The sequence below is a fragment of the Streptomyces sp. NPDC030820 genome (assembly GCF_055572075.1).
The window spans coordinates 141722-157312 of the sequence record NZ_JBVIEB010000016.1; the positions used below are offsets into that span (position 1 = coordinate 141722).

11 protein-coding genes and 1 pseudogene are annotated in these 15591 nt (G+C 70.9%); 9 read left to right on the top strand and 3 right to left on the bottom strand.

Features of this window, described 5'->3' with window-relative positions:
- Window positions 1–250: 250 nt before the first annotated feature.
- The 8 genes and pseudogenes from pqqC to ACZ418_RS35400 all read left to right on the top strand — a co-directional run bounded on the left by pqqC (window position 251) and on the right by ACZ418_RS35400 (window position 9835).
- A complete protein-coding gene (gene pqqC / locus ACZ418_RS35365) occupies window positions 251–976 on the top strand; it encodes a pyrroloquinoline-quinone synthase PqqC (protein WP_468371297.1) in 726 nt (241 codons plus the stop codon).
- Entirely contained in the window at window positions 973–1257 is a 285-nt protein-coding gene (gene pqqD / locus ACZ418_RS35370) for a pyrroloquinoline quinone biosynthesis peptide chaperone PqqD (protein ID WP_468371233.1), read from the top strand. Before pqqC ends, pqqD begins: the two co-directional genes overlap by 4 nt.
- Window positions 1254–2342 (top strand): pyrroloquinoline quinone biosynthesis protein PqqE, encoded by a 1089-nt coding sequence (gene pqqE / locus ACZ418_RS35375; protein WP_468371235.1) that lies wholly within the window; start codon window positions 1254–1256, stop codon window positions 2340–2342. The genes pqqD and pqqE overlap by 4 nt, the downstream gene beginning before the upstream one ends.
- 460 nt (window positions 2343–2802) lie before the next feature.
- The gene (locus tag ACZ418_RS35380) at window positions 2803–4002 is read left to right on the top strand and encodes a glycoside hydrolase family 88/105 protein (RefSeq protein WP_468371236.1); all 1200 of its coding nucleotides are present in this window, start codon (window positions 2803–2805) and stop codon (window positions 4000–4002) included.
- A gap of 84 nt (window positions 4003–4086) precedes the next feature.
- A pseudogene (locus ACZ418_RS35385) lies at window positions 4087–4176 on the top strand (Tat pathway signal sequence domain protein); the annotation flags it as partial.
- Window positions 4177–4195: 19 nt separating this feature from the next.
- A complete protein-coding gene (locus tag ACZ418_RS35390) occupies window positions 4196–7444 on the top strand; it encodes a glycosyl hydrolase family 28 protein (protein ID WP_468371237.1) in 3249 nt (1082 codons plus the stop codon).
- Window positions 7441–7782, top strand: coding sequence for a hypothetical protein (locus tag ACZ418_RS35395; protein ID WP_468371239.1), 342 nt, complete (start codon window positions 7441–7443; stop codon window positions 7780–7782). Before ACZ418_RS35390 ends, ACZ418_RS35395 begins: the two co-directional genes overlap by 4 nt.
- A 22-nt stretch (window positions 7783–7804) precedes the next feature.
- Window positions 7805–9835, top strand: a complete 2031-nt coding sequence (locus ACZ418_RS35400) for a PQQ-dependent sugar dehydrogenase (protein ID WP_468371241.1) — start codon at window positions 7805–7807, stop codon at window positions 9833–9835.
- A gap of 16 nt (window positions 9836–9851) precedes the next feature.
- Here the strand turns inward: ACZ418_RS35400 and ACZ418_RS35405 are convergent, their stop codons facing one another.
- Window positions 9852–11678 (bottom strand): AMP-dependent synthetase/ligase, encoded by a 1827-nt coding sequence (locus tag ACZ418_RS35405; protein ID WP_468371243.1) that lies wholly within the window; start codon window positions 11676–11678, stop codon window positions 9852–9854.
- Between the two features lie 345 nt (window positions 11679–12023).
- Complete coding sequence (locus ACZ418_RS35410) at window positions 12024–13511, bottom strand: MFS transporter (RefSeq protein WP_468371245.1); 1488 nt, start codon at window positions 13509–13511, stop codon at window positions 12024–12026.
- Between the two features lie 138 nt (window positions 13512–13649).
- On the opposite strand from ACZ418_RS35410, the gene ACZ418_RS35415 reads away from it, so the two are divergent.
- Window positions 13650–14609: an Lrp/AsnC family transcriptional regulator gene (locus ACZ418_RS35415; protein ID WP_468371247.1), complete on the top strand. Its 960-nt coding sequence runs from the start codon at window positions 13650–13652 to the stop codon at window positions 14607–14609.
- A gap of 6 nt (window positions 14610–14615) precedes the next feature.
- On the opposite strand, the gene ACZ418_RS35420 is transcribed toward ACZ418_RS35415, so the two are convergent.
- Window positions 14616–15485, bottom strand: coding sequence for a LysR substrate-binding domain-containing protein (locus ACZ418_RS35420; protein WP_468371248.1), 870 nt, complete (start codon window positions 15483–15485; stop codon window positions 14616–14618).
- Window positions 15486–15591 lie beyond the last annotated feature (106 nt).

A 15591-nucleotide genomic window follows, 5' to 3' on the forward strand; every position in this document is an offset into this window, starting at 1 on the left:
AACGGGCCCTGACCAGGCCGCGGCTTCACTCCGGCTCCCTTCTGAGACTCCCCACCCTCAGGAAAGCGAGTACGCACCCATGAACGAGAGCCCTTCGCTGTCTGTCCTGACGCACCACTCCGCCCCCAGGACATCCGATGAAAAGCTCTGGAAAAGCCCTGATTACCACGTCGTGGAGACCGCGCTGGAAGTGACCGCGTACGCGCTCGCCGACCGCCGACCGCCGTCCGCCCGAGCCGCCCCCGGCCGCATGACCGCGGCACCACCGGAGACCGACGGCCGCGCCGCCTGGCCGGCCGCCGAGTTCACCGAGCGGCTGCGCGCGGTCACCGCGACGCGCTACCACGACCGGCACCCCTTCAACCAGCGGATGCACCGCGGCGAACTGACCCCCGCCGAGCTGCGCCGCTGGATCGCCGCCCGCTTCCACTACCAGCGGCACATCCCCGTCAAGGACGCGCTGATCCTCGCCAAGCTCGACCGGCCCGAGGAGCGCCGCGCCTGGCTGCGCCGCATCCACGACCAGGACGGTACCGACGCTGACTCCCCGGAGGGCGGCGGTATCGAGCGCTGGCTGCGGCTCGGCGAGGCGGCCGGCCTCGCCCGCGAGGAGCTGTGGGACACCGCCCGGGTGCCGCCCGGGGTGCGGTTCGCGGTGGAGGGGTACGTCAGCTTCTGCCGGCGGCGCCCGCTGCTGGACGCGGTCGCGGCCTCCCTGACCGAGCTGTCCGCCCCGGATCTGATGCGCACCCGCATCGCCGCCTTCGAACGCCACTACCCGTGGATCGACCCGGCGGGCCTCGCCTACTTCCGCACCCGCGTCACCCAGGGCGCCCGGGACGCCGAGCAGGCCCTCGCTCTGGTCCTCGTCCGGGCCCGCACCCGCGAGGAGCAGCAACGGGCCGTCGACGCACTGGAGTTCAAGTGCGAGGTGCTGTGGGCCCTGCTGGACGCGGTGGACCGGAGCGACCCATGACAGCGGCGTCGCCGCCCTCACTCGCCATGTCCTGGCGCCCCGTCCTCGCCCGAGGTGTGCTGCTGCGCCGCGACCCGGTCCGGGATGCCGACCTGGTGCTGCTGCCGGAGCGGGTGGTGGTCCTCGACGGCAGTGCGGGCGGTGTGCTCCGGCTGTGCGACGGCGTGCGGGACGTGGCCGCCGTCGTCGCCGAGCTGGCCGTACGCCACCCCGGCGCGCCCGTCGCCGCCGAAGTCCCGGAGTTTCTCGACCGGTTACGGAAGGACGGCTGGCTGAGATGACCGCGCCTCCTGATCCTCCCTGGGCCCTGCTCGCCGAACTCACCCACGCCTGCCCGCTGCGCTGCGGCTACTGCTCCAATCCCGTCGAACTGGTCGGCCGGTCGGCGGAGCTGTCCACGGAGCAGTGGTCGGAGGTCTTCCGGCAGGCGGGCGCGCTCGGTGTCGTCCACACCCATCTGTCCGGCGGCGAGCCGCTGCTGCGGCGCGACCTGCCCGACCTGGTGGCCGCCGCCGACGGCGTGGGCCTGTACACCCAGCTCGTCACGAGTGGGGTGGGTCTCGGTGAGCGGCGGCTGGCCGAGCTGTCCGGGGCCGGGCTGCGCAGTGTGCAGCTGTCGGTGCAGCACGCGGACCGCGCCGCCGCCGAACGCATCGCGGGGGCACGGTCGTTCACGGCGAAGGAACGCGCCGCCCGGCTGGTCCGCGAGGCAGGGCTGCCCCTGGGACTGAACGCCGTGCTGCACCGCGACAACCTGGACGACCTCGACGGCCTGATCCGGCTCGCGCTCGACTGGGGTGCCGACCGGATCGAGCTGGCGAACACCCAGTACCACGGCTGGGCGGCCCGCAACCGCGCCGCGCTGCTGCCCACACCTGCCCAGGTCGAACGCGCCCGTGCCCGAGTCACCCGCTGGCGTGAACGTCTCGGCGGGGCACTGGAACTGGTGTGGGTGGCCCCGGACCTGCTGGACGCCACCGCGAAACCCTGCATGGGCGGCTGGGGCGGCGTCTCGCTCACCGTCGCCCCGGACGGCACGGTGCTGCCGTGTCCGGCGGCCGGCACCCTGCCCGGCCTCCACCCGCCGAACGTGGGGGACCGCGAACTGCCCTGGATCTGGCGGGAGTCGAGGGCCTTCAACGCCTTCCGGGGCGAGTCCTGGATGCCCGAGCCGTGCCGCGGCTGCGCCCTGCGCACGGTCGACCACGGCGGCTGCCGCTGCCAGGCCTACGCCCTGACCGGCGACACCACCCGCACCGACCCCGCCTGCCGGCACGCCCCGGACCGTCACCTCGTGGACGCGGTGGTGCAGGGCGCCGCTCGCGCGGCTCATCCGCCCGCGTACGCCTACCGAGGAGGAGGTTGAGGCGCCGATGCCCGCGCGCTGCCCGGCGCTGCCATCTGTACGGACCCCGCCTGCCGGCACGCCCCGGACCGTCACCTCGTGGCCGCGGTGGTGCAGGGCGCCGCTCGCGCGGCTCATCCGCCCGCGTACGCCTACCGAGGAGGAGGTTGAGGCGCCGATGTCTGCGGGTTGCGCTGCCCGGCGCTGCCATCTGTACGGACCCCGCCTGCCGGCGCGTCGCGGACTGCCACCTCGTGGACGCGGCGGTGCAGGGCGCCGCTCACGCGGCTCATCCGCCCGCGTACGCCTACCGAGGGGGAAGGTTGAGGCGCCGATACCCGCGGGTTGCGGTGCCCGGCGCTGCCGTCTGTACGGACCCCGGGTGTCGGCATGCCCCGGACCGTCACCTTGTGGCCGCGGTGGTGCACGGCGCCGCCCGCGTCCCGCACCCACCCTCGTACGCCTACCGAGAAGGAGCACCGTGAGACGCCGACGCCTGCGGGCGGTGCTGACCGCCGCCGCGCTCGCCACCGTCACCCTGACCGCGCTGCCCGCCGCCATGCCCCCGGCGAACGCCGCCCCCGCCCTCACCCCTCCGGTCCCCACCGCCGCCCGCGACTGGTCCACGGCCGTCGTCGACTCCACCATGGCGCGCTACACACCGGCCACCATCGGCGGCTGGTCGTACCCCGTGGGCCTGTATCTCTACGGCCAGTACCTCGTCTACCGGCGCACCCACGACCCGCGCCTGCTGTCGTACATCAAGGCCTATGTCGACCGGTTCGTGCACAGCGACGGCACGATCGACCAGTCCTTCAACAGCCTCGACAGCATGCAGGCGGGCCGGCTGCTGGTGATCCTGCACCACGAGACGGGCCAGGACCGCTACCGCAAGGCCGCGCGGAAGATCCGCGACCGCCTGAACAGCTATCCGCGCACCTCCGACGGCGGTTTCTGGCACGCCGACACCAGCAGCCGGGCGCACCAACTGTGGGCGGACGGTGCCTACATGGTGAACCCGTTCCTGATCGAGTACGGCCGGGAGTTCGGCGACAGCGCCTACACGAACGACGAGGCGGCCAAGCAACTGTCCGTCTACGGCGGCCATCTCCAGGTGGCGAACGGCCTGTTGCGGCACGCCTACGACGAGTCCAGGTCGGCGAGCTGGGCCGACCCGGCCACCGGACTCGCCCCGGAGCACTGGTGCCGTGCCGTCGGCTGGTACGCCATGGCGCTGGTCGACGTCCTCGACGCGATCCCCGCCGACCAGCCACGGCGTTCCCAACTACTGGGCATCTTCGAGAAGTTGGCATCGGCGCTGGAGAAGTACCAGGACCCGGCGTCCGGGCGCTGGTTCCAGGTCCTCGACAAGGGCGGCCGGCCGGACAACTGGACCGAGACCTCGTGTTCCAGCATGTTCACCTACGCCCTGTCCCGCGGCGCCCAACAGGGCTATCTCGACCCGCACTTCGACACGGTCGCCCAGCGCGGCTACCAGGGTGTGCTGGCCCGGCTGTCGGTCGGCGCGGACGGCCGTACGAACCTGTCCGACATCTCCGTCGGCACCAACGTCGGCGACTACGCGTACTACGTCGGGCGCACCCGGGCCACCAACGACCTCCACGGGCTCGGGGCCTTCCTGATCATGAACGAGCAACTGCGAGGCGGTTCAGTGTCATGAGCACGTCTAGAAGCGCTGTGCTGGGAGCCGCCTCCACCGACCTTCAGCGCCAGGCCGAGCACCCTCAAGGCGACGCCCACCTTCAGGTGGGGCATCCACCGCTCACTCGGCGACACCTCCGGATCCCTGCAGGACACCTACCTGCTGCTCACCAACCTCCGCGGCCACCAACTCGCCCAGAGGAGCCGGTCTCATGAAACCCCTCATCGCCGACCCGAGACGGGCGGCGGCGATCGTGCTGTGCGTCCTCGCCGTCGTCCTCGGCCTCACCCGGCCCTCCGCCCTCGCGGCCCCACACCCCGCCACACCACCCCGGGCAACCGTGTACGACGTGCGCGACTACGGCGCCAGGGGCGACGGCTCGACCAACGACACCCCCGCCATCGACAAGGCCATCAGCGCGGCCGGCGCGGCGGGCGGCGGCACCGTCCGCTTCCCGGCCGGCACCTACAAGTCCAAGAACACCATCCACATGAAGAGCCATGTGACGCTCCAGGTCGACAAGGGCGCCACCCTCCAGGGCTCCTCCGCCGGCACCTACGACCCGCCCGAGTCCAACCCGAACGACAAGTACCAGGACTACGGGCACAGCCACTTCCACGATGCGATGATCCACGGCGACCGGCTGACGGACATCGGCTTCACCGGCAGCGGGGTCATCGACGGCGCCGGCAACCTGATCACCGGCAACCCCAGGTCCGGCCAGGCCGACAAGATCCTGTCGCTGACCCGCTGCGACGGACTCCGGCTCGGCGACGGGCTCACCCTGCGCCGCGGTGGCCACTTCGCCGCCCTCGTCAACGGCTGCACGAACGTCGTCTCCGACCACCTCACCATCGACACCGCGAGCGACCGCGACGGCTGGAACGTCATCTCCACGACGAACGTCAGGATCACCAACGCGCACATCGCGGCCAACGACGACGCCCTGGTCTTCAAGAGCGACTACGCCCTCGGCGCCAAACTTCCCAACGGCCATGTGCGTGTGAGCGATTCGGTGCTGTCGGCGCGCTGCTGCAACGCCCTGATGTTCGGCTCCGAGACCTGCGGCGACTTCAGTGACTACCAGTTCGAGAAGATCCGTGTCGAGGGCGCCGACAAGTCCGGGCTCGGCATGGTCTCCATGGACGGCGCGAAGATCTCCGACGTCCACTACCGCGACATCACCATGACCGACGTGCACTCGCCGATCATGGAGAAGATCGGCACGCGTAAACGGTGCGGAAACGGTCCGGGTGTCGGATCGATCAGCGACATCACGTACGACAACATCACGGCCACCGGCAGCAGCCCCTCCTTCAGCCCGACCCTGTGGGGCGAGGACGGTCACCGCATCAGCAACGTCACCTTCAACCATGTCGACATCACGGTCCCGGGTGGCAACGGCACCATCTCCACCGGTGTGCCGAGCGACGACCCGAAGGACTACAACCCGAAGAGCATCGGGACCCGGCCGGCGTACGGCTGGTATCTGCACAATGCCGACGGCGTCACCTTCACCGACAGCTCCGTGAAGTTCGCGGCGGACGACGGCCGCCCCGCCTTCATCGCCAACGCGGCGAGCGGCATCCGGTTGACCCGGTTCACGGCGCAGAAGGGCGGCACCTCGCCTCACGACCTCGGTTTCCAGTCCGTCACCGGCTACTGCGTCAGCGACAGCCACACCACCACCGGCGGCACCCTTCGCGTCTCGGCGACCGGATCGAGCCAGAACTGCGCCGCCGCCCCGGTCCGCCCGCGCGACGTGGAGAACCCCCGCCAGGCCTTCCTCCGCGCCTCCGTCGGCGGCCTCTTCCTGCACTGGGGCCTGCGCACCGCCCCCGCCCACACCAGCTGCACCGCCTGGGAGAAGGACGTCACCAGCGGCGGCTGGACGCCGGACTACTGGGTGAACGAGGCGCGCAAACTGCACACGCAGTACATCGTGCTGGCGACCTTCCACAGCCGGCTCGGCTACGCCCGCCCGTGGCCGTCGAAGATCCCCGGTTCCTGCTCCACCAAGCGGGACTTCCTCGGTGAGCTGATCAACGCCGCCAAGGCCAAGGGCATGAAGGTCATCCTCTACATGACCGACGACCCCCAGTGGCACGGCGAGGGCGGCCACGAGTGGCTCGACTCGGCCGCCTACTCCGCCTACAAGGGCAAGAACGTCGACCTGACCACCCGCGACGGCTTCGGTCGGTTCTCCTACGACAACTTCTTCGAGGTCATGGATCGTTACCCGGACCTCGGCGGCTTCTGGATCGACAACGACAACGCGTACTGGGAGAGCCACGACCTCTACGCGCAGATCTATCAGAAGCGCCCGAACTACACGCTCAGCAACAACAACGAAGACACGCCGATCATGGACATGATCAGCAATGAGCAGAAGACGGGGATGACTCCCTCCTACGACTACCCGCAGGCGATCTACACCGCCCAACCCCGGCTCACCGAGGCCGACTTCAAGCTGCCGTCGACCGGCGCCTGGTGGTACGACGGCTCGAACCCGACCGTCGACAAGATGCTCACGCTCGGCCGGCTGGTCACCAACGCCGGCTCCTCGGTGAAGGCGCTCATGGCGGAGACCGCCGAGGTCAACGGGAAGTTCCCGGCGAACCAGGCGGACTTCAACAACTTCGCGAACTCCTACCTCGGCGAGATCTGGGAGTCCCTGCACGGCACCGAGGGCGGCGGCTACATGTACGGCGGCTTCAAACCCGGCTTCTGGAACGACGGCGCCCACGGCGTCACCACCATCGCCAGGGACGACCCGAACCGGCAGTACATCCACGTCCTGACCCCGCCGAGCACCAGCACCCTGCGCATCCGCGACAACGGCTACCGCATCGCCTCGGTCACCAACCTCCGCACCGGAGCACCGGTTTCCTGGTCGCAGTCCGGCGGGGTGCTCACCCTCAGCGGCCTCGGCGGCTGGGACCCGTACGACACGGTCCTCAAGGTGATCACCTCGGGCCGCCAGGGCATCGCGACCGGCGTCAAGGTCACCGCGAGCACGTCCGCGAGCGGTCACCCCGGCTCCGCCGCCGGCGACGGCGACTACCTGACCTACTGGGACAACGACAGGACGCTCCCGGTGAACCTCACCTTCGACCAGGGCGGCGCGAGGAAGGTGCAGTACCTCGGGCTGAACCAGCGCGAGGACTCCGTCGCCTACGCCCGTTCCGCCACCGAACAGTCCGCGCGGATCAAGGACTACAAGGTCTACCTCAGCGACGACGGCAAGAACTGGGGCAGCCCGGTGAAGACGGGCCGGCTCCCCAGCGCGCGCGGGATCCAGGGCATCGACCTGACCGCCACCACGGCCCGCTACGTCCGCCTGGAGATCGACTCCACCTGGGCCGCCTCCACCGACACCACCCGCTACCAGCGGCTGCGGATCGACGAGGCCTGGATCGGCAGCTCCTACGCCACACCCGCGCCGAAGGGACGTCCATGACCCGGCTCAGAACCCCGACGACGGCGGCCGGGCTGCTCGTCGCCGCCGTGGTGCCCCTCGCCGACGCCGCCCACCCCGCGGCCGACGACGCCACCGCCTACGCCCATATCGGCCTGTCGTCCATGAGCGGCAGGACGGACGACTCCGGTGAGCGCGTCCGCGTCGCCGACTTCCGGACCATGCTCGCCCACGCCCGGCAGCACCCCGTCGCGCGCCTCACCTACTGGTCCGCCAAGCGCGACCGCCCCTGCGGCTCCGGCGCCGACGGCGACTCCTGCAGTGGCCTGTCGCAGCAGCCGTACGACTACCTCAAGGTCCTCACCCAGTACACGGGCTGAGGGGAAACAAGGGGAGACACCCATGCATCTCAAGAGAGTTCTGTCGTACGGCCTCGCCGTGGCCCTCGCACTGCCCCTCGCCGGGCTCGGTCAGGGCACCGCCCTCGCCGCCACCGACTTCCAGGCCGAGGACGCCCTGATCTCCCAGGGCACCGTCGCCACCAACCACACCGGCTTCACGGGCACCGGCTTCGTCGACTACACCAACGTCAAGGGCTCCTATGTGGAGTTCACGGTCGGCGCGGCCGCCGCCGGGCCCGCGTCGGTCACCCTCCGGTACGCCAACGGCACCACCGCCGACCGGCCGATGGACCTGTCCGTCAACGGCACCGTCGTCGCGCCCGCCGTCTCCTTCCCGGGCACCGCCGACTGGAACACGTGGGCGGCCAAGTCCGTCGACGTCACCCTGAAGGCCGGCAGCAACAAGATCCGGGCGACGGCCACCACCGCGAACGGCGGCCCCAACCTCGACCGCATGAGCCTCGGCACGCCGAGCGACACCCGGGCCCCCACCCGCCCCGGGCAGCCGTCCTGCTCGGACATCGGCGAGGACCGCCTGACCCTGTCCTGGGGCGCGTCGACGGACGACGTGGGCGTCGCGGCGTACGACCTCTACGAGCACGGCAACAAGATCGGCGAGGCGCCCGGCGACGCGACCTCGAAGACGCTGACCGGGCTCGCCCCGAACACCACCTACGACCTCACGGTCATCGCCCGTGACGCGGCGGGCAATACCTCGCCCGCCAGCCCGGTCGTCGACTGCACCACCAAGCCCAGCTCCGACACCGCACCGCCGACCGCACCCGGCACCCTGCACACGGCGAACGTCACATCGAACACGGTCGACCTCACCTGGGGCGCCTCGTCCGACGACCACGCCGTCACCGCCTACGACGTGCGCAGCGACACCACCGTCTACAAGACCGTCACCAGCGGTACGTCCACCACACTCGCCGGGCTCGCCTGCGACAGCCCGTACAGCCTGAACGTCGTCGCCCGTGACGCCGCCGGCAATGTCTCCGCGCCGAGCAACACGGTCTCCTTCACCACCAAGGCCTGCGCCACCGACGGCGGTGTCCCGTCCGCCATCGCCACGCTCTCCACCGGCTGGACCATCCCCTGGGGCACCTACTGGATGCCCGACGGCCAGTCCGCCCTGGTCACCGAGCGGGACGACTTCCGGGTCTGGAAGCTGACGAAGAGCGGCACGAAGACACAGGTGGGCACGGTCCCGAACGCCGTCACCACCAACGGCGAGGGCGGCCTGCTCGGTGTCGCCGTCGACCCCAGGTGGGAGACCGACCACTACGTGTACTTCATGCACACCGCCGCCGAGGGCAACCGGGTCGTCCGCATGACCTACGACGGCACCGAGCTCAGCGACTACAAGGTGCTGCTGCAGGGCATCAAGAAGAACCGCTACCACAATGGCGGACGCCTCGCCTTCGGTCCCGACGGCTACCTGTACGTCTCCACCGGCGAGGCCCAGCAGCCCGACCTGGCGCAGGACAAGAACTCCCTCAACGGCAAGATCCTGCGCATGACCACCGACGGCAAGCCGGCCCCCGGCAACCCCTTCGGCAACTACGTCTACTCCTTGGGCCACCGCAACCCGCAGGGCCTCGCCTTCGACCGCAACGGCAGGCTCTGGGAGGCGGAGTTCGGCAACAGCTCCAAGGACGAACTCAACCTCATCAAGCCCGGCGCGAACTACGGCTGGCCCACCTGCGAGGGCAGCTGCAACGTCGCCGGCATGACCAACCCCAAGGCCACCTGGAACGTCTCCGAGGCCTCACCGAGCGGCATCGCCATCGTCCGCAACGTGATCTACATGGCGTCCCTGCGCGGCGAACGCCTGTGGCGGATCCCCATCAACGGCGACACCGAGAGTGTCGGCACCCCGAGCGCGTACTACGTCGGCACCTACGGCCGGCTGCGTACGGTCACCAAGGTGCCGGGCGCCGACCAGCTGTGGCTGTCCACCACCAACTGCGACAACAACGGGGGTGCCGCCGACGGCTCGGACAAGGTCTTCAAGGTGACCATCAGTTGACGCCCCATCAGAGGAGTCACGTCCGGTAGAGGGCCTCGACCTCGTTGTCGTACGCCTTCTCGATCGCCTTCCGCTTCAGCTTCAACGACGGTGTCAGCAGGCCGTGCTCCTCGGTGAACGGCTGCGCCAGGATGCGGAAGGTACGGATCGACTCGGCCTGGGAGACGAGGGTGTTGGCGGCGACCACCGCCCGCCGCACCTCCGTCTCCAGGTCCGGGTCGCGCACCAGCTGGACCGGGGTCATCCTGGGCTTTCCGCGCATCTGCAGCCAGTGCTCGACGGCCTCCTGGTCCAGGGTGACCAGGGCGGCGATGTAGGGGCGGTCGTTGCCGACGACGATGCACTGGTTGACCAGCGGATGCTCGCGGACCCGCTCCTCCAGCACCCCGGGGGAGACGCTCTTGCCGCCGGAGGTCACCAGGATCTCCTTCTTGCGGCCGGTGATGGTCAGATAGCCGTCCTCGTCGAGCGAACCGAGGTCGCCGGTGGCCAGCCAGCCGTCGTGCAGGGTCTCGTCGCTGGCCTTCGGGTTGTTCAGATAGCCCTGGAAAACGTTTCTGCCGTACAGCCAGATCTCCCCGTCGTCGGCGATGTGCACGGTCACGCCGGGGATGGCCTGGCCGACGGTGCCGTAGCGGGTGCGCTCGGGCGGGTTGGCGGTCGCCGCGGCCGTCGACTCGGTCAGGCCGTAGCCCTCGTAGATCTGCACACCGGCGCCCGCGAAGAACAGCCCCAGCCGGCGGTCCATCGCGGAACCGCCGGACATCGCGTTGCGGATCCGGCCGCCCATCGCCGCGCGGACCTTGGAGTAGACGACCTTGTCGAAGAACTGGTGCTGCATGCGCAGCCCCGCCGACGGGCCGGGCCCGGTGCCCCACGCCTTGGCCTCCACGGCCTCCGCGTACTTCACCGCGATGTCGACCGCCTTCTCGAACGGCCCCGACTTGCCCTCCTTCTCCGCCTTCCGGCGGGCCGAGTTGAACACCTTCTCGAAGATGTACGGCACCGCGAGGATGAAGGTCGGCTTGAACGCCTGCAGGTCGGGCAGCAGGGCGGCGGCGTTCAGCTGCGGCTGGTGCCCGAATCGGACCCCGCCGCGGATCGCGGCCACCTCCACCATCCGCCCGAAGACATGCGCGAGCGGCAGGAACAGCAGGGTGGAGGCCTCGTCGTCCTTCCTGGTCTGGAACACCGGCTGCCATCGCTGGATCATCGTGTCCGCTTCGTACATGAAGTTGGCGTGCGAGAGGACACAGCCCTTGGGGCGCCCGGTGGTGCCCGAGGTGTAGATGATCGTGGCGACCGACTCCGGGGTGACCGCCTGCCGGTGCCGGTGCACCAGCTCGTCGTCCAGATGCGCCCCGGCGTCGTACAGCTCCTGCACACAGCCGGAGTCCAGCTGCCACAGCTGGCGCAGCTGCGGGAGCCGGTCGATGACCGTGGCGATGGTCATCGCGTGGTCCTCGTGCTCCACGATCGCCGCGGACACCTCGGCGTCGTACAGCATCCAGAAGCACTGCTCGGCCGAGGAGGTGGGGTAGACGGGCACCACCTGCGCGCCGATCGACCACAGGGCGAAGTCGAACAGGGTCCACTCGTAGCGGGTGCGGGACATGATCGCGACGCGGTCGCCGAAGCGGACACCGCGCGCGAGGAGGCCCTTGGCGAGGGCCATGACCTCGTCGCGGAACTCGGTGGTTGTCACGTCCCGCCACTGCCCGGAGGCGTCCTTGCGGCCGAGAGCGACATGTACCGGGTCCGTCCGGGCATGCTCGAAGACCGCGTCGGCCAGACCGCCCACCGGCGGTGCCGACGTGAGCGGCGGGTTGGTGAACTCGCGCAAACCTCGCTCCCCGATCCTCGCTGCTTGGTCACGCCCGTGACGCTCGGCACAGCGCGGTGAAAGCTACCCCACGCCGTCACCGGGCGGGAGGGGGTCGGAAACCGAGCAAACCTCACGTTTCCCCTGGGTGGTGACCGGAAAATGCCCGCACATGGGGAAGGGCCGGACACAATACTGACGGGTCAGTAAGTTTCGGTGCCGTAATCTCCACCGAATCTGTACGCGGCGATTACGGCGCACACCGTACTGATCGCGACATATCAGTACCTCCGGAACCAGCAGGTGTACGCCGCGAGGGCGGTGCCGGGCACTTCCCGGGACCGCCCTCGCCGCCGCACGCCAGGGTCAGTGGTGCGCCGGCGCCGCCTGCTCCGCCTCCGCGCCGGACATCGTCCGCTGCGCGGGCCGGTCCGCCCGCACCAGCAGCAGCACCAGCGCGCCCGCGACCGTGCCCGCGAGCCCCGCCACCACCAGCGCGCCGTTGAGACCGGAGGCGAACGCAACGCGCAGCGTGTGTTCCGGGAAGCCGCCGCGCAGCGCACCGGCTCCGCCGCCGGCCAGCGCGTGGGCCGCGCCGCTCGGCAGCGTGCCGGTCATCCGGGAGGTGAGCACGGTGCCGGAGACGGCCACACCGAGCGCGTACCCGAGCTGCCGGACGGTGTTCACCGCACCGCCCGCCATTCCGGCCCGCTCCGGCGGCACCGCGGCCAGCGCCGCTCCGGCCACCGTCGGACCGACGAACCCGGTGCCGACGCCGACCAGCACGAACCCGGGCGCAAGCGCCGTCCAGGAGGCACCCGCGTCCAGGACGGCCTGGCACAGGTTTCCGGTGCCGATCAGCAGCAGACCGCCGCCGATGGTGAGCCGCGCCGGCACCCCGTGCAGCAGCCGGCCCACCAGCACGGCGACGAGCATCGCCGCGACCGTCATCGGAAGCAGCGTGAGCCCTCCGCGCACCGGCGACATGCCCAGCAGCGTCTGCATCCAGATCGACAGGTACGGCGTCACCCCGAACGCCGCCCCGTTGAAGGCGAACGCCCCCAGCATCACGCCGACGAACGCGGGCCGCCGCAGCAGCGCCAGGTCGAGCAGCGGATGCGCGGCCCGCCGCTCCACCACCACGAACAGCACCAGGGCCAGCGCCGCGCAGCCGAACGCCACGAGTGCCGCCGGCGCCGTCCAGCCGTCCTCGCCGGCCCGCACCACCGCGTAGGTGACCCCGCCCCCGAACCCGGCGAAGGCGGCCATGCCCGTCCAGTCCACGCGCATCCCGCGCGGCCCCCGCGACTCCGGCACCACCCGGAGCGTCAGCCACACCTCGACGACGCTCACCGGCAGATTCACGAAGAAGATCCACCGCCAGCCGGGCCCCTCGGTGAGCAGACCGCCCAGCACCGGACCGACCGCCGCGGCACCGCCGCTCACCGCACCCCACACGCCGAGCGCCGCCGACCGCTGCCGGCCCTGGTAGACCGAGCCCAGCAACGGCAGCGTCGTCGCGAACATCGCCGCGGCGCCCACCCCCTGCAGCGCCCGCGCGGCCACCAGCACGGCCGGCCCCGTCGAGAGGCCGCACAGCAGCGAGGCCACCGCGAACAGCGCCACCCCGATCACATGCACCCGGCGCCGGCCCAGGACGTCGGCAGCGGCCCCCAGGCCCAGCAGCAGGGCGGCCAGCGCCAGCGCGTAACCGTCGACCACCCACTGCAGATCGCTCAGCGACGCGTGCAGTGAGCGCGCCATGTCCGGCAGCGCGACGACCACGATCGTGACGTCGAGCAACAGCATGAACGTGCCCAGGCATATCGCCGTCAGCGGCCCCCATGTACGCATGTCCCCACTCCTCGAACTCCTTGTGCAACGGCTGCGTATGGCCTCGTACGATGGCCGTCGGCCGGCATATCTGCCCGGTGCCCGACCATTGACCGTCGGAATCCGACAGAATTGAGCTGCAGACGAATGGAATCCGACATGCTCGACGAACTCGATCTGCGCCTCATGGCGGCGCTGGAGGTCGACGCCCGGGCTCCCTTCAGCCGCATCGGGGCGGTGCTCGGCGTCTCCGACCAGACCGTCGCCCGCCGCTTCCGCAGGCTCCGTACCGAGGCAGGGCTGCGGGTGGTGGCGGTCCGCGACCCCGAGATGCTGGGCGAGGACCAGTGGATGCTGCGTCTGCGGTGCGTCCCGGACACCGCGGCGACCATCGCCGCCGCACTCGCCAAGCGTCCCGACACCAACTGGATCGGCCTCGCCTCGGGCGGTACGGAGGTGATCTGCGGCACCCGGCCACGCAGCCCCGGCGACCGCGACGACCTGCTCCTCGGCAAGCTGCCGCGCACCCCCAGCATCGTGGAGATCCGCGCCCACCAGCTGCTCCACCGGTTCTACGGCGGCCCGCAGGGCTGGCTGCGGAAGTTCCGGGCGCTCGACGACGACGAGATCGCGGCCCTGCGCCCCGACCCGGTACCCGAGCCCGGACCGGCCCGCATCCACCCGGAGGACGAGTCCCTCGTCGCCGCCCTCGAACGCGACGGACGCGCCACCTACCCCGAACTCCAGCGCGCCACCGGCCGCTCCGAGTCCGCCGTCAAACGCCGGCTGGCCGCGCTGGTGGCGTCCGGGGCGATCTACATCGACGTGGAGTACGACCTGGAGAGCCTCGGCTATCTCACCCTCGCCGCGCTGTGGATCATCGCCGCGCCCGCCGCCCTGCACTCGGTCGGCCAAGCCCTCGCCGCCCACGACGAGGTGGCCTACGCGACCGCCACCGCCGGCCCGTCCAACCTCCTGGCGACCGTGGTCGTCAGGAGCACCGCCGACCTGTACGCCTACCTCAGCGGCCCCCTCGGCGGCCTGGACGGCGTCCAGTACGTGGAGACCACGCCGTTACTGCGCCGGGTCAAGCAGCTGACGTATCCGGTGCTGCGCTGACCGGCCTCAGCCGACCCGCCGCCGCAGCCGCTCCCCGCCCGCAAGGACGGCCGTGGCCAGCGCGTTCGCCGCTTCCTCCGCCGTGCCCCGGCGCCAGCCGTGGACGAGGACGAAGTCGACCTTGCCCAGGTCGGGCAGCCCCGCACGGTCCGGCAGGCGGAACAGGCCGGGCGGGATCAGACGCCGGGAGTGGGCCATCACGCCGAGCCCGGCGCGGGCCGCCGCGATCAGTCCGTTGAGGCTGCCGCTGGTGCACACGATCCGCCAGTCGCGGCCCTCGCGCTCCAGCGCCTCCAGCGCGCGGGCCCGGGTGATGCCGGGCGGCGGATACACGATCAGCGGGACGGGCCGGTCCGGGTCCAGGCGCAGCCGCTCGGCGCCGATCCACACCAGGTCGTCGCGCCACACCAGTTGGCTCCGGGGATCCTCCGGGCGGCGCTTGGCCAGCACCAGGTCCAGCTTCCCGGCGGCCAGTTGCTCGTGCAGGGTGCCGGACAGCTCCACGGTCAGCTCCAGGTCGACCTCCGGATGGTCGTAGCGGAAGCCCTCCAGGATCTCCGGCAGCCGGGTGAGCACGAAGTCCTCGGACGCGCCGAAGCGCAGCCGGCCGCGTACCCGGGTGCCGGTGAAGAACGCCGTCGCCTGCTCGTGGACCTGCAGGATCCGGCGGGCGAAGCCCAGCATCGCCTCGCCGTCCTCGGTCAGCTCCACCGAATGGGTGTCCCGGCTGAACAGCTGCCGCCCGGCCGCGTCCTCCAGCCGGCGCACATGCTGGCTGACCGTGGACTGGCGCAGCCCCAGCCGGCGCGCGGCCTGCGTGAAGCTCAGCGTCTGGGCCACGGCGAGGAAGGTACGCAGCTGCGTCGGGTCGTACACGACAGGCAGCCTAGCCGGATATCGCACATCATGATGACAGTCAGAGTGGCGTGTGGGATTCCCGATCAGCGGTCCGAGGAGGACCATGGACGGGGGCCTGCGGGCC

Excerpts from the sequence above, each read along its gene's own strand:
- ACZ418_RS35410 (WP_468371245.1), bottom strand. The coding sequence starts at position 13,511 with ATGCGTACATGGGGGCCGCTGACGGCGATATGCCTGGGCACGTTCATG.
- ACZ418_RS35395 (WP_468371239.1), top strand. The coding sequence starts at position 7,441 with ATGACCCGGCTCAGAACCCCGACGACGGCGGCCGGGCTGCTCGTCGCC.
- ACZ418_RS35415 (WP_468371247.1), top strand. The coding sequence starts at position 13,650 with ATGCTCGACGAACTCGATCTGCGCCTCATGGCGGCGCTGGAGGTCGAC.
- pqqE (WP_468371235.1), top strand. The coding sequence starts at position 1,254 with ATGACCGCGCCTCCTGATCCTCCCTGGGCCCTGCTCGCCGAACTCACC.
- ACZ418_RS35390 (WP_468371237.1), top strand. The coding sequence starts at position 4,196 with ATGAAACCCCTCATCGCCGACCCGAGACGGGCGGCGGCGATCGTGCTG.
- ACZ418_RS35400 (WP_468371241.1), top strand. The coding sequence starts at position 7,805 with ATGCATCTCAAGAGAGTTCTGTCGTACGGCCTCGCCGTGGCCCTCGCA.
- pqqD (WP_468371233.1), top strand. The coding sequence starts at position 973 with ATGACAGCGGCGTCGCCGCCCTCACTCGCCATGTCCTGGCGCCCCGTC.
- pqqC (WP_468371297.1), top strand. The coding sequence starts at position 251 with ATGACCGCGGCACCACCGGAGACCGACGGCCGCGCCGCCTGGCCGGCC.